The organism is Roseobacter sp. S87 (genome assembly GCF_055693285.1).
Genome location: NZ_JBVFTR010000004.1, coordinates 2,198,342 through 2,212,216, shown reverse-complemented (window position 1 = coordinate 2,212,216; position 13,875 = coordinate 2,198,342). Strand labels below are relative to the sequence as shown.

Here is a 13,875-nt window from a genome sequence, read left to right as displayed (position 1 = left end):
CTAAAATGTCGAAAGTTGTTTTCAGGGGTGCGAGGCTGTTTCCGATGATCAGGAAAGTTTCAACGTTTGCGATGGCTGTGGTTCTGGCAGGCTGTCAGGTGACCACAACATCCGGTCCGGTCCGCACGACACCGGATAGCGCAGCAGCTGCACCGCGTTCCACGTCGGCGGTAAGCGCTGTTCCGGCTTCTGCGGGTTCGGCCTTTGCCCGGGTAGTCCGCACGGTGGAGCCGGTTGCTGAACGTGAATGCAGGGCGCGGACGCAGCGCGTGAACTGTGATTTTCTGATCGTGGTCATTGAGCAGCCCAATGCACCCGCCAATGCATTCCAGACCATCGACAAATCCGGCCGTCCGGTGATTGCCTTCACACTGGCGCTGATTGAGGATGCGCGCAACCGGGATGAACTGGCCTTTGTCATGGGCCATGAGGCCGCGCATCATATCCGTGGCCACATCCCCCGCCAGCAGCAGAATGCTGCCGCAGGTGCAGTCGTTGCAACCGGCCTTGCTGTCCTGCTGGGCGGAGACCCGACGGCCGTTCAGGAGGCGCGGCGCACCGGCGCTGCGGTGGGCGCGCGGTCCTTCTCCAAGGACTTCGAGCTGGAGGCTGATGCGCTGGGCACCGTCATCGCGGCCCGCGCCGGGTACGATCCTGTCCGTGGCGCAAAGTTCTTTTCGCGTATTCCTGACCCCGGGGACCGTTTTCTCGGCACGCATCCGCCAAACGCACAGCGCATCGACATTGTGCGCAGAACGGCGGCTGGTCTCTGAACCGTTCAGCGGACTGACGTGCGCTTCAGATGCCGGCGATAAAGGGCGGGAGCAAGGATGTAGTCATAGACCAGCGTTGCGAGTGTCCTGACACCCGGCAGGCCGACCAGACGGGCCAGCCAGCGGTACCGGGGGATTTCTTGCCACAACGCGATGAAGGCCGGAATGCCATCCAGCAGTTCACCATTTTTGCGCACGTGCAGACGCCGCGCGGCAAGGTCGGCGGAAATACCCCATTCGGCCAGCAGCGCGGTATCATTGAGATCGTCGTAGCGAATGAGAAGGGCGTCTTTTTCAGAAATCCCGGCATAGTGCCGGATCTCTTTCCGGCATACCGGGCAGGCGTCATTGTACAGCACTGACGTTTCAGCGGATGTCTGGCCGGACTGCTGTTCCTCACTCATGCCGTGCAAGCTAGTGTCACCGGCGCTTATCGCCAGAGCCCTGCGACGAATTGCTCAGCGCGGTTTGTTGCTGTCGATCCAGCCCGACATAAGGCCCTTGTCCCTGAAGCATTCCCGGGGAATCTCCCTGCGCCGGACACGCGCGATCCGCTCGGCAAAGGCGACCTGCCGCGAGGACGGATATTGGGAAAACCGCCCGCCGGGCGCTGCCGTTTTGTTGCGGTCTATCCATTCCGAGAGCTTGCGGCGGTCAGCCGTGATGCCGCGGGGCAGCCGGGTTCCCCTGCGCCGCGCCAGGGATTCCGCGTACCGGATCTGTTTCTCGCTGCCTGGCTGAGGCACCTCGAAGGGCAATGCCGGCTGTTCCGGTGTCAACAGGCCGGGCAGGGCGGGATGATAAGACATGTCAGCCTCCGTTCATGATCTGTTAATATAGAACATAACAAGAACATTTTCAACGGGTCTGCTGATGTCTTCAGTTTTTCCTGTCGCAGGTCTTCGGGATCAGAGCCTGTTATGCGATCCGTCACACAGCGGCGATCTGCCGGTTGCCTTACAGCCGCAGAAAAAGACCTTTCCGTCTTTTTCGGCTTCATATTTCATCGGCGAAAACCCGGTGTCCTTGTGCGATCCGTCACAGAACGGCTGATTGGCGGAACGTCCACAGGTGCACCAGAAATACGATTTTCCGGCCGTTACATCGACCGGGTAGGGGCCTTTTTTGGCTATTTTGGGTGTTTCCGTCATCTGTGCCTCCGCGTTTGTCTGATGATCCAGACCTGGTGCGCAGGGCGCGTCGGGCAAGGCCCTGTAACTCAGGAGCTCAGAGCGCCCCACAGATCATATTCGCCTGCTTCGTCCACCTGTACCCGCACGATGTCGCCGGGTGACAGGGTTTCCAACCCCTCGTCAATAAAGAGGTTTCCATCGATTTCCGGCGCGTCGGCCTTGGTGCGGCAGGTTGCGGCCTCATCATCAACCTCATCCACGATCACGTCGATCGTCCGGCCGACTTTCGCTGCGAGTTTTGCCTCCGAGATGCCCTGCGCTTTTTCCATGAAACGTTCCCACCGGTCCTGTTTCACCTCATCAGGAACGTGGTCGGGCAGCGCGTTGGACCGCGCCCCTTCGACGTTCTCGTACTGGAAGCACCCCACGCGGTCGAGCTGTGCTTCGTCCAGCCAGTCGAGCAGTGTCTGAAACTCCGCTTCGGTTTCACCGGGATAACCCACAATAAACGTCGAGCGCAGTGCGAGGTCCGGACAGATATCGCGCCAGGCCGCAATTTCATCGAGCGTCCGGGCCGCTGCCGCTGGCCGTGCCATCCGGCGCAGCACATCCGGGTGGGCGTGCTGGAAGGGGATGTCCAGATAAGGCAGGACCAGGCCGTCGGCCATCAGGGGGATCAACTGCCGGACATGTGGATAGGGATAGACATAGTGCAGGCGCACCCAGGCCCCCAGCGATCCAAGATCACGCGCGAGATCGGTAATATGCGCGCGGTGTCCGCGCTCTTCGGCATGCCGGATGTCGACCCCGTAGGCTGACGTGTCCTGGCTGATCACCAGCAGTTCACGCACGCCGTTCTCGACCAGCTTTTCCGCCTCCCGAACAATCGCATGGGCTGGCCGGCTGGCCAGGCGCCCGCGCATATCAGGGATGATGCAGAACTTGCACTTGTGATTGCAGCCCTCTGATATCTTGAGATAACTGAAATGACGGGGTGTCAGGCTAACACCGCTCGCGGGCAGCAGATCAACAAAGGGATCCGGGCTGGGTGGTACCGCCTCGTGTACCGCATCCAGAACCTTTTCGTACTGATGCGGCCCCGTCACGGCCAGAACGCGCGGATGCGTGCCGGTGATGTATTCAGGTTCTGCTCCGAGGCAGCCGGTCACAATCACGCGACCGTTTTCCGTCAGCGCCTCACCAATGGCAGACAGGCTTTCAGCTTTTGCGCTGTCGAGGAAGCCGCAGGTGTTGACAATGACCGCATCTGCCCCCGCATAATCAGGAGAGATCCCATAGCCTTCGGCACGCAGTCGCGTCAGGATACGCTCGCTGTCGACAAGCGCTTTGGGACAGCCCAGACTGACCATCCCGATGGTCGGCTGTCCGTCACGTACCGGGTCGTTCAGCCGGGCGCGGGGGGCAATGTCGGGGCGCAGGTCGGGTGGGTTGGTGCTCATGTCCCGGGCTATAGTGCATGTGGTGCCCATCGGAAAGGGCGGTAACACGGTGAGGAGCAGGCAATGAAGTGGGTTTTCAGAATTCTGGGGGTTGTGGTCGTACTGGTCATACTCCTTGTTGGTGCCGTTTTCTTTTTGCCGGCGGAGCGGATTGCGCGTATTGCCACCGATCAGCTGCGCACGGTGACTGGTCGCGATGTGGCCATAAACGGCGATATCGCGCTGACGTTCTGGCCTGTCCTTGGGGTACGTGCTTCGGGGCTCGAGGTGGGCAATGCCGACTGGTCAGAGCAGGGACCGATGCTGCAGGCGGCCAATGCGGCGATTGGTGTCGATGCAGCGGCACTGCTGCGCGGCGAAATCCGCATCACCAACATCGAAGCGCAAAGCCCGACGATACGTCTGGAGCAGAAACTGGACGGACGGGCCAGCTGGCAGTTCACGGATGCCAGTGGGGATGCTGAGATCGAGACAACCACCAGCCCCGCGCGCGAGGCGCGGCCGATCAGTATCGAACGGGTGAGCATCACGGACGCGCAGCTGGTTTACGACGCCGAAGGCAGTGATCTGGTGTCCTATTCCGGTGTCGACCTGACACTAGACTGGCCGGAACGTCTGGGTCCGGCGGACATCCGGGCAAACGCTGCGCCCGGCAAATGAAGCGGTGAATGTCGAGGCGGCGATTGACGGATTTGCCGGGTTCATCACCGGCAACGTGCAGAATATCGTTCTCTCGGTGGCGGCCGGTGACGCCTCGCTGTCGCTGGACGGCCGGGCCAACACAGCCGGAGAGGTCGCAGGTGCTCTTAAACTGAAAACACCGGATACGGGAGCCTTTCTTGCCGCGCTGGGTCTTCCGGCAGTCGATCTGCCGGCAAAGCTCGGGCGCAGCATTGATCTGACCACTGATCTGACCCTCACAGCGGACAGGCAGCTTTCCCTGCGGGACCTGATTGTTGATCTGGGGGGGAACCGCCTGACGGGCGGCGTGGATGTCTCGCTCAATGGCGTGCCGCAGGTAAACGCACAGCTTGACGCGGGCCCGCTGGATCTCAGCGATCTGGGGGATGATTCCGCGTCTGGCGGCGGCGGCGGTTCCGGCAACGCGGCGCCGGCATCGGGAGGCTGGCCGAAAGACACCATTGATGCCAGCGGACTGGCGGCTTTCAACGGTGATATCGCTCTGAGTGCGCAGAGCATCGATCTGGGTACCTTCAAACTTGGCCGGACACGCACGGTTCTGAGCAATGATAATTCGCGCATGGTATTCGAACTGCGCGAGGTTGAGGCCTACGATGGCAACGTCACCGGGCAGTTTGTGATCAACAACCGCAATGGTCTGTCGGTTGGCGGTGCTCTGAATGCCGCCTCGATCCAGATGCAGTCGGTCCTGCGCGATGCGATCGGCCTTGACCGGCTGACGGGTCTGGGCAACATGAACGTCAGCTTTCTGGGCTCGGGTGCGTCGGTGGACGCTATCATGCAGTCCCTGTCCGGTGATGGCGGCCTTAGTATCGGCCAAGGCACCATCGAGGGCATCAACCTGGACCGGCTGATGCGGTCAGGTGACGCCAGCGGCGGCACAACCATTTTTGACAGCCTGACAGGATCCTGGAAGATTGCGGGCGGTGTTCTGGATAACCGGGACCTGCTGCTGCAGCTCAAGAACTACCGTGCGTCCGGTGAAGGCGTTGTGGGGATTGGCGCTCAGAACGTGGATTATACGTTTACGCCAGTCGCCTTGCGCGCCAACAGCGGTCAGGGGATCGCGATACCGGTGCGTTTCCGCGGGCCATGGTCTGACGTCTCAATCAGGCCGGATCTTGAAGCGGCTGTGGATTTCCGGCTGCAGCAGGAAAAAGAAGAGCTCGAAGCCAAGGCGCGCGAAAAGATCAACGAGAAACTCGATGACGCGGGCCAGTCGCTGGAGGATGCCGCAAAAGACAAGGTGAAGGACAAGCTGCGAAGCCTGTTCGACTGAAACGCGTCAGAACGTCTGGTCGTGGTCTCCGACACCGGGTTCCGTGCGGATGATCGCGTCCAGATCGGCGAAAACAGCGCGCAGTTCTGCTTCGCTTTCCGGGCTTTCGCAGACCACAACGAGGTTCGGCGTGTTTGAGGACGCCCGCAACAGACCCCATGCGCCATTGTCCAGAATGACCCGCGCACCGTTTACGGTGACCACCTCCTTGATGGCCTGCCTCCCAAGAGTACCGCCACTGCTGGCGCGCGCCTCAAGCTTGCTGACAATGCGCGCAGGGGAGTTATATTTTTCGGTATCGGCGCACCAGGGTGACAGCGTCGGCATGGATCAGGACACGTGCAGCGCGCGGCGCGGCTCGCCCTGGCCGCCAAGTATGATATCGCGTACCTCGCTCGTTTCCTCCGGACCGTGCGCCAGCGGGCGCTCAAACCTCATTTTGACGCCCGTCCGGCCATTGGGGTTGTGACTGCCAGTCGCCGCAGCGACGGCGGGAGCATCGAGGTGAAATTGCGCAAAACAGGCCATAGGGCTGAGGGCCGGGCCGATATCGCGTACGTGGACGCCGGCATGAACGAGGCCCATGATCAGAGCGTTGTGGATGGACAGGGGATAGTCATAAAAGTCGTTCCCCACAGCAATACCCGGTTATATCCCGCGCCGGTGTATCTGTGCGCCAGGGCCGAGCCCCGGTGCGTCATCCCCGGCAGGTTGATCTCTTCGGGATACTTCCAGCGCGCGTCATATTCGCGAAACCCGGTGGTGCGATCATCGGATCGCACAGAAATTCCTGCGTATTGGGCGTGACAACAGGAGCTGGTTTCATGATGGGGCTCGTTCCGGGCGTTCAGAACGGAAGCGGCGAGGCCTTGGACAGCCGGTCAAACGACATCAGTGTGTCGATGAGCGCAGGCATCTGATCAAGATAGATCATATTGGGTCCATCACAGGGTGCATTGTCCGGGTCCTGGTGGGTTTCCATAAAGATCGCGCCGACACCCACGGCTGCAGCAGCCCGCGCCATTACGGGCGCAAACTCACGCTGTCCGCCGGACGAGCCACCCCGACCGCCCGGTTGCTGGACAGAATGGGTCGCATCCATCACTACAGGATATCCGGTTGTCGCCATCTGCGGCAGCGAACGCATATCCACCACCAGAGTATTATAACCAAAGGTCGTCCCGCGTTCGGTCAGCAGAATACGCCGGTTGCCGGTGCTTTCGATCTTGGTGCAGATGTTTTCCATTTCCCAGGGTGCGAGGAACTGACCCTTTTTCACGTTAATTGCAGCGCCTGTGTTGCCTGCGGCCAGAAGCATATCTGTCTGACGGCACAGAAAAGCAGGGATCTGGATGATGTCAGCCACCTCTGCAGCAATGGCGCATTGTGCCTCGCTGTGGACATCGGTGATGACCGGCACGCCGTTGGCCCTGCCGACCGACTGCAGTGCTTTGAGACCGGCGTCGATACCCATTCCGCGTTTGCCGTCCAGTGAGGTGCGGTTCGCCTTGTCATAGGAGGCTTTGAACACATAAGCTGCACCCGCGGCGTCGCAGGCTTCTTTCATTTTGCCCGCGATCATCTGGGCATGGTCTTCGCTTTCCAGCTGGCAGGGGCCCGCGATAATGGTCAGGGGCCGGTCGTTGCCGATCGTCAGATCGCCGACTGAAACGTGCTGCATATCAGGAAGTCACCTGTTCTCTGAGGATAGACGATGTCAGAGAGACCATCAGGTAGATACCTGCAAAGATCAAGAAGGCGAGCACGGTATTCTCGAAACTGCGCGGATAGCTTGCTTCCTGTGGCGCGACCGGCTGGACACTGATGGTAAGGTAGCGAACCTGCCGGTTTGCCTCGATACGTGTCTGTTCCATCTGCTGCAGCGCTGATTGCAGGAGCATGTCGCGGGTCGCGAGGTCTGCCTGAGCCATCTGGATCCGTACGCTCAGCTGCGCGAGGGAATTTTCCCCCTGGCTGGCATCCGTCATACGGGTATTCAGCTCGTCCAGCTGATCATTGAGGCGGCGGATATCGCCCCGGGCACCATCGACACGGGACTGGTTCGGGCGCGCGTTGTCGAGAAGCGCTGCGAGTTGCAGTTCTTTTTCCAGGATCTGCAGTTCGATCTGGGTGATCTGAGTTCTGAGGCTTTCAATAACGGCCTCCGGGTCCAGGGTTGCTCCTTCAAGCTGCAGATTTACCAGAGCTTCCTGAGCCGCACGGCGTTCAGCATCCGCTTTGCGGAAACTCTCTTCGGCATCTGCCATCTGATCGCCACGCTTTTGCTGGCTAAGGTTGTTCACGCGCTCTTCGGCGTAGGCAATAAGCGCCTCGCTGTAGCGTGCGGAGATAGCGGGATCAGCCGCAATCACTTCCATACGCAGCACACCCTCGGTCGGGTCGTACCCGACCTTCACGGATTTCTGGTAGGTTTTATATGCTTCTTCATTGGTCGGATCGGCCGAAAGACGCTGGACCGGATCAATGAAGGGTTGCGAAAAGTGCGACTTGAAGCCGACATCGCTGTCCAGCCGCAGCATGGCCTCAGTCGACTGCAGATAGGATTGCACCGCGATACTGTCGGCGGACGTCGCAAACTGGCTTCCGCCCAGCAGCCCGGCACCCGCGCCAGCACTCTGGCCATCTGCCTGAAGGATCAGAAACTCAGCTTTCGTCGCGTACATCGGCGTTGCGACCATGAAGAAATACCAGCCCGCAAGCAGGGTCGGCAGCATGACGAATGCCGCAAGCCGCGCCATGAGCATCCGCATTTTGCGTTTGCGGCGGCGTGCGATGTCCTGCTGTATCTCGGAGATCTGGCGGTTACGCCGGTCGGCCGGGCTCAGGTCGGTTGACGGCAGGTTCTCGCCCGGGGTCGGAACGGTCTGCGGCAGCTGCACACGCGGCTTTTGCCCTTCGGCGTTGCCTGCCCCGTCGGTCTGACCGGGCGGGACTACCAGTTCGAGCATATTGGACCGCTGGAAAGGATCGACCCCGCGTTTGCGCAAAAGGCGCACAGCGTCCAGGTCCGACGTTGGTGTCAGGCCATGTTTCTGGGCCACGCGTCTTGCCATCCGCAGTTGCCGGCCTGTCAGGCCTTCACGCCGGATGGCCTCCAGTTCTGCGGTCGTTCCTTCCGGTTTGCCCGGGGCTGGCGAAGCCGGATGTTTCTGCGCGCCGGGCTGGCCGGACGGTGCCTGTCCGCCGGCGGGCCTGGCCGCGGGGGCCTTACTGGGCTGCGCAGGCTGTTTCGGGCGCGCCTGTTGATGTTTCTGTGCCTGTTGCGCCTTGCGGGCCGCAAGCGCCTCTGCTTCAGCCTTTGCGCGCGCAGCTTCAGGCGACACGGGACGCCGCGCAGGATCGGCATCTGCAGCGTTCAGTCCCGGGCCACTCCGGCGAATGCGGTACTGCTTAGCTGTGGGTTTCGTAGTCATAAAGCTGCTTCGCTTCTTCAAGGGTGTCGAACATATGCAGCTGCCCGCCGATCAGTACGGCGGCAGACCGTGCAAACTTTTCAAGCGTTTCCGCCTGATGCGACACGATTACGATTGTTGTGGTGCTCAGACGTTCCCGCAGCACTTCTCCGGCTTTGCGGTTAAACTCGACGTCTGTTGTCGACGGCATACCCTCGTCGATCAGATACATGTCAAAATCCAGCGCCAGCATCAGCGAGAACGAAAACCGTGCGCGCATGCCGGCGGAATAGGTCCCCAGAGGCTGGTCAAAGTATTCATCAAGATTGCACAGCCACCGGCAGAAACTTTCTACGTAGTCGGGGTCCAGGCCGTAAAGGCGTGCGATGTAACGTGCGTTCTCTACTGCGGAAACCTTATTGACCACGCCGCCCATGAACCCCAGCGGAAACGAGATATTGCATCCCCGGCGGATCTCGCCCGAGTCCGGTTTCTCAAGGCCAGCCATCATATTGATCAGTGTGGTTTTGCCGGTACCGTTGGGTGCCAGAATGCCCAGAGAATTGCCCAGGTCGACGCGAAACGACACCTGGTCAAGGATGACCTTGTACTGGGTCCCCGTCCAGAAGGACTTGGATACATTCTCAAACGCCAGCATGGCTGCTCCGCTGCCCCTTTTGACCCGAAAACGGGTTTTTTCTGCTCTTTGGTACCAGAGCTTATTTACGGATTATCTACTGAATCGGGCCACATTATGTCGAAATTTGAGACAAATGCACAAGAAACCGGGCCGGTTTCAGAGTGCCGCAGGCGGTAACACGCTCACCATCACGGAGCTATGCGCAGATTCCCGCCATGCGGGAGCGTATCAGGCAAAAGCCTGCCACGCCATGCCCGCGATCACGGCACCGATCATCGCGAAAGTCAGGTATGCAACGAAGACCCGCGGTTTCACCAGCGCCCATACCGCTATGGCCGCGGGGATGCTGCTGACGCCCCCGGCAATGACAAATGACATTGCCGCGCCGTTGGCCATGCCCTGGGCCAGAAGGGCATCAATGAGCGGTACAGCCGCATAGCCATTCAGATAGGCGGGTGCGCCGACCAGCGCGCCCAGGATGATCGGTCCGGGACCGTCACCGCCGAGAATGCCGGCGATCAGTTCGGCCGGGACATAAGCCAGCATCAGCGCCTCAATCACATATGCCAGCGTGAGCCATTTGAGCAGAAACAATGCGTTGTCGCGCGCTGTTCCGGCAAAGGTTTCCCTGCGGTCCGCGTGTTGCCAGAAGCGCCAGACGGGGTCTCCTGAAAACGGCCGGGATGCGCCACAGCATCCGCCAACAGCAGGCCGTTCGCGCAGCGGATTCGCGAAAACGGGTGAACGCGCAAACAGCATTGTGCCGAAGCCACCAAAGAGACCCAGGCTGACAGCGGCCAGTGTTTTGGCCACAGCAAAGTCCAGCCCCAGCGTTCCGAAGGTGATGGCAAACATGGCCGGATCCATCAAAGGGGAGGCCAGCCAGAACGCCATAACGGCGCTCAGCGGCGCGCCGACGGCCAGCAGCGCTGCAATAAACGGGATGACCTCGCAACTGCAGAAGGGGGACAGTCCACCCAGCAGGGCCGCCATCAGGATCATCCGGATCTGACGCCCCTCGAAGGCGCGCGCCAGCAATGTTTCGGCACCGGTTGCCTTGAGCCAGGCGACGGCAAGGACAGCAAACAGAATAAAGGGCGCGGTTCCTGCAAGCGCACGCAGGGCAAAGAGGACCACATCTGTCAGCCGGGCGGTATCAAAAACCGCGACCAGCACCAGAAGAATGAGCGTAGTGCCCCATGCGCCCGGCGCTGGCAGTCGCCGCATCGCGGCGCCAAAAGTACTTGTTTCAGCCATTGTCCTGGTCGCCTTTTTTGCCCGCCGCGTCTGCGCAGCATTCAGTGAGAAGAAATCCGGAAAGCCTTTGTACGTCGTTGAAGGCCACGGCGGCGCAGATGATGCTGCGGCCCTGGCGCTTTTGCGCAACAAGCCCGGCTGATGCCAGTATCTTCATATGATGTGTGAGGGTAGATCCGGTGATCCCGGTCCGTTCCCCCAATGTACCAATGCTCAGACCGGCAGGTCCTGCGCGCACCAGACAGCGCAGGACGGCGAGGCGCTGCTCTGATCCAAGGGCTGCGAACTGTGCCGCAGCAACGGTCAGGTCGATATCATCCGGCGATTCCATTTTCATATTTCTATAATTATCGAAATGAAGAGCTGCCCGCAACATTTATTTCGATAAATGCCGAAATGATATTCTGCATCCGCCCATTCGCCTTGCCCGGCCGTCGGCCCACGCAGATGTGAAAATGGAGTTTGCGGTTTGCTGTGTTGGCCTGACGTCGTGAACGCACGCGAAAACCGCGGCGCCACTTACAGCGGGGGCTTTGCACCCGGCCGGCGGTGTACTACGTCAGGCCCATGAAAGACGTCGTCTCTGAACTGGCAGCCTGTGCGCTTTGCTCTGAACGTTTTGCGGAAACAGAAACGGCGCACAGTCCGCGACCGATCATCTGGTTCCGCCCCGGTGCGCGTGTCCTGATCGCAGGGCAGGCGCCGGGCATGCGTGTGCATCTGGATGGCAGGCCCTTCACGGACCCCTCGGGTGATCGCCTCCGGGAATGGCTGCAGACCGACCCTGATACTTTTTATGACCGCGAACGGATTGCGATCGTGCCGATGGCATTCTGTTTTCCGGGCTATGATGCGCGCGGCTCAGACCTTCCACCGCCACCAGTCTGCGCCAGGACCTGGCGGGCGGCTGTGCTGGACACACTGCCCCGCGTGGCCGTGACACTGGTCATCGGCGGCTATGCCATGAAATACCATCTGGGCAAGGTCGCATCAGTCACGGCGGCCGTGCGGGAGCAACCCGGCCGCGACAGAGGTGTCTGGGCTTTGCCGCATCCAAGCTGGCGCAACACCGGCTGGCTGAAAAAGAACCCGTGGTTCGAAGCCGAAATACTGCCCGACCTGCGGCAGGCCGTGCACGAGGCACTTCATGACTGAAAAAACTCCTTTGGACACAGCCTGGCTCGCTGCGGCGGCAGATCCGGACAACGATGCTGTGCGCCTGCGGTTCTACGAACGACTTGCAGACAGCGAGCTCTATCTGATGCTGGAAAAAGAACCCGGACCGGGCGAGGAAACCGTCACACCGGAACTTTTTGACACCGGCGATGCGCGGTATGTGCTGGTCTTTGACCGCCCTGAAAGGCTGGCAGGTTTTGCCGGCCAGACCGCGCCCTATGTTGCACTGTCCGGCCGGACTGTTGCGGGTATGCTGCAGGGGCAGGACATCGGGCTGGGACTGAACCCGGAGGCCGGACCCTCATCCACGCTCCTGCCTGCAGAAGCAATTGAATGGCTCAACGGGACACTGGGCAATGCACCTGATGAGGTTGAGGCACGGATCACGGAAGTGCGCGCGCCTGCCGGGCTGCCGGACGTGCTCATCGAAGCGATTGACACGAAACTGGCCACCGCCATGGGGCTTGCCCGCTTTGCCTGTCTCGTGGGCGTGACCTCCGACACAGGCGCAACGGGTCATATGCTGGCTTTTGTGGATGCTGTACCCGCTGCCCAGGATGCGCTTGCGCGTGCAACCTCTGAGGCTTTGACGTTTTCGGGCATCGAGGCAGGCGCACTGGATGTGGGATTTTTCCGCGGCTCTGAGGAAATAGCGGAAAAGCTGGAACGCGTGGGTCTGCGTTTTGACCTGCCACAGCTGCAGGAAACCCTTCCTGATCAGAGACCGGCGCCGGGCAGTGATCCGGACAAACCGCCCCGGTTGAAATAAACGGCGCCCGGAATCGGACGTTTCCTCACAGAGTGATCACGCGAATGCCCGGATTTTCACAAGCATGCGAGATCGGCCGTAACATGGTGCACAGGAAGGCGTTCCCATTCTACATCTGTCACACCGGCGGACGAAGTGACCGCCTGAACCCATAAACCGGAGTATGCGACACATGCGTTTCCCCCTGAATTTTCTGGCTGCTACTGCGACAGCAGTGACTTTTGCAACGGCGTCCTTTGCTGGCGAACAGTACGTGGACCCGACCGGCTTTGCCGTATCCGGCTATGACGTGGTCGCCTATTTCGACCTTGAGCAGGCCCCTGTAGGCCAGTCCCAGCCTGCTGCGGTTCCAGGCGATAAAGACATCACAGCAACCTACAACGGTTCAACATTCGCTTTTTCCTCCGAAGCGAACCGCGACCGTTTCGTTGCAAACCCGGCGGCCTATGCTCCGCAGTATGACGGCCACTGCGCCTATGGCGTGGCACAGGGCGGCAAGGTCCCGGCAAACCCGAACCTGTGGCGGATTGTCGACGGCAAACTGTACCTCAACATCACAAAGAACGTTGTTGGCTTCTGGGAAGAAGACATCGGGGGTAACCTGAAAAAATCGGAAAAGAACTGGGTGAACATTGAATCCGCGGCTGCATCTGATCGTGCAATCCCGCAGTTTTCCAGCTCCGCGCCGGTTAACTGATCATGTCGATGTCTGATCCTTCCGGGAGCGGGCAGGCGAATTCCCCGTCGCGTCTGACGCGGCGGGGTGCTCTGATTCTGGGGCTGGCCGGTATTGCGACAGGCGGTGCGGTGGCCGCTCAGTGGTACAATGTGCTGGCCGAAAACGATGGTGAAGCCGCGATCAGCCCGGTGGAAGCGCACCGCGCGTCGGGCGCCGGTGAGATCACCCTCGTGGACATCCGCAGGCCGGATGAGTGGGAACGCTGGGGTGTCGGCGAGGGTGCTGTGCCCATCGATATGCGTCGCCAGGACTTTATCGACGAACTTCTGATCCGCACCGGAGGTGACCGCAGTACGCCTGTGGCGCTTATCTGTGCGCGTGGGGTGCGGTCCCGCCGGATGACAGAGCTTCTGCAGGCCGCAGGGTTTACCAGCATCATTGACGTGCCCGAAGGCATGCTGGGTTCTGGTGCCGGTCCTGGCTGGATCAAACGGGACCTGCCGGTTTACCGGCCCTGACTTATTTCTGAACAGGCAGGCCTCCGGGCCCTGCCGGAACCCGCCTGACAGTCGTCCCCCCGGCTTTGGGCGGGTT

Annotated in this window: 16 protein-coding genes and 1 pseudogene; 7 read left to right on the top strand and 10 right to left on the bottom strand. The window is 60.6% G+C overall.

The features are described from left to right. Positions 1 to 44 precede the first annotated feature (44 nt). On the top strand, positions 45 to 773 hold the full coding sequence (locus ACZ1HA_RS11840; protein WP_375230346.1) for a M48 family metallopeptidase: 729 nt from the start codon (positions 45 to 47) through the stop codon (positions 771 to 773). 5 nt (positions 774 to 778) lie between these two features. On the opposite strand, the gene ACZ1HA_RS11835 is transcribed toward ACZ1HA_RS11840, so the two are convergent. The 4 genes from ACZ1HA_RS11835 to rimO all read right to left on the bottom strand — a co-directional run bounded on the left by ACZ1HA_RS11835 (position 779) and on the right by rimO (position 3,366). Then, the gene (locus ACZ1HA_RS11835) at positions 779 to 1,177 is read right to left on the bottom strand and encodes a thiol-disulfide oxidoreductase DCC family protein (RefSeq protein ID WP_472714010.1); all 399 of its coding nucleotides are present in this window, start codon (positions 1,175 to 1,177) and stop codon (positions 779 to 781) included. A 54-nt stretch (positions 1,178 to 1,231) separates the two neighbouring features. Further along, positions 1,232 to 1,582 (bottom strand): hypothetical protein, encoded by a 351-nt coding sequence (locus ACZ1HA_RS11830; protein ID WP_436398912.1) that lies wholly within the window; start codon positions 1,580 to 1,582, stop codon positions 1,232 to 1,234. A gap of 99 nt (positions 1,583 to 1,681) precedes the next feature. Next, positions 1,682 to 1,924, bottom strand: coding sequence for a CDGSH iron-sulfur domain-containing protein (locus ACZ1HA_RS11825; RefSeq protein ID WP_375230348.1), 243 nt, complete (start codon positions 1,922 to 1,924; stop codon positions 1,682 to 1,684). Between the two features lie 68 nt (positions 1,925 to 1,992). Then, the gene (gene rimO, locus ACZ1HA_RS11820) at positions 1,993 to 3,366 is read right to left on the bottom strand and encodes a 30S ribosomal protein S12 methylthiotransferase RimO (protein WP_472714009.1); all 1,374 of its coding nucleotides are present in this window, start codon (positions 3,364 to 3,366) and stop codon (positions 1,993 to 1,995) included. A gap of 63 nt (positions 3,367 to 3,429) precedes the next feature. On the opposite strand from rimO, the gene ACZ1HA_RS11815 reads away from it, so the two are divergent. Both ACZ1HA_RS11815 and ACZ1HA_RS11810 read left to right on the top strand, forming a co-directional pair. Next, positions 3,430 to 4,026: an AsmA family protein gene (locus tag ACZ1HA_RS11815; protein WP_472714008.1), complete on the top strand. Its 597-nt coding sequence runs from the start codon at positions 3,430 to 3,432 to the stop codon at positions 4,024 to 4,026. Positions 4,027 to 4,030: 4 nt separating this feature from the next. Continuing rightward, on the top strand, positions 4,031 to 5,347 hold the full coding sequence (locus ACZ1HA_RS11810) for an AsmA family protein (RefSeq protein WP_472714007.1): 1,317 nt from the start codon (positions 4,031 to 4,033) through the stop codon (positions 5,345 to 5,347). Between the two features lie 6 nt (positions 5,348 to 5,353). Here the strand turns inward: ACZ1HA_RS11810 and ACZ1HA_RS11805 are convergent. The 6 genes and pseudogenes from ACZ1HA_RS11805 to ACZ1HA_RS11780 all read right to left on the bottom strand — a co-directional run bounded on the left by ACZ1HA_RS11805 (position 5,354) and on the right by ACZ1HA_RS11780 (position 10,994). Then, a pseudogene (locus tag ACZ1HA_RS11805) lies at positions 5,354 to 6,176 on the bottom strand (hypothetical protein). An 18-nt stretch (positions 6,177 to 6,194) separates the two neighbouring features. Next, entirely contained in the window at positions 6,195 to 7,028 is an 834-nt protein-coding gene (gene kdsA / locus ACZ1HA_RS11800; protein WP_472714006.1) for a 3-deoxy-8-phosphooctulonate synthase, read from the bottom strand. A gap of 1 nt (position 7,029) precedes the next feature. Continuing rightward, entirely contained in the window at positions 7,030 to 8,781 is a 1,752-nt protein-coding gene (locus ACZ1HA_RS11795; RefSeq protein ID WP_472714005.1) for a KpsE/RkpR family capsule polysaccharide export protein, read from the bottom strand. Continuing rightward, entirely contained in the window at positions 8,759 to 9,418 is a 660-nt protein-coding gene (locus ACZ1HA_RS11790) for an ABC transporter ATP-binding protein (RefSeq protein ID WP_375230352.1), read from the bottom strand. Before ACZ1HA_RS11790 ends, ACZ1HA_RS11795 begins: the two co-directional genes overlap by 23 nt. Positions 9,419 to 9,628: 210 nt before the next feature. Beyond that, a complete protein-coding gene (locus tag ACZ1HA_RS11785; RefSeq protein WP_472714004.1) occupies positions 9,629 to 10,657 on the bottom strand; it encodes a permease in 1,029 nt (342 codons plus the stop codon). Then, entirely contained in the window at positions 10,650 to 10,994 is a 345-nt protein-coding gene (locus tag ACZ1HA_RS11780) for an ArsR/SmtB family transcription factor (protein ID WP_472714003.1), read from the bottom strand. Before ACZ1HA_RS11780 ends, ACZ1HA_RS11785 begins: the two co-directional genes overlap by 8 nt. A 230-nt stretch (positions 10,995 to 11,224) precedes the next feature. On the opposite strand from ACZ1HA_RS11780, the gene ACZ1HA_RS11775 reads away from it, so the two are divergent. The 4 genes from ACZ1HA_RS11775 (at position 11,225) to ACZ1HA_RS11760 (ending at position 13,799) form a co-directional block, all read left to right on the top strand. After that, entirely contained in the window at positions 11,225 to 11,812 is a 588-nt protein-coding gene (locus ACZ1HA_RS11775; protein WP_472714002.1) for a uracil-DNA glycosylase family protein, read from the top strand. Beyond that, positions 11,805 to 12,602: an SseB family protein gene (locus tag ACZ1HA_RS11770; protein ID WP_472714001.1), complete on the top strand. Its 798-nt coding sequence runs from the start codon at positions 11,805 to 11,807 to the stop codon at positions 12,600 to 12,602. The genes ACZ1HA_RS11775 and ACZ1HA_RS11770 overlap by 8 nt, the downstream gene beginning before the upstream one ends. Before the next feature lie 172 nt (positions 12,603 to 12,774). Next, positions 12,775 to 13,299 carry a YHS domain-containing (seleno)protein gene (locus ACZ1HA_RS11765; protein ID WP_472714000.1) on the top strand — a complete coding sequence of 175 codons (525 nt, stop codon included), beginning with the start codon at positions 12,775 to 12,777 and terminating at the stop codon, positions 13,297 to 13,299. 8 nt (positions 13,300 to 13,307) lie between these two features. Continuing rightward, complete coding sequence (locus ACZ1HA_RS11760; RefSeq protein WP_375230357.1) at positions 13,308 to 13,799, top strand: rhodanese-like domain-containing protein; 492 nt, start codon at positions 13,308 to 13,310, stop codon at positions 13,797 to 13,799. Positions 13,800 to 13,875: the final 76 nt, after the last annotated feature.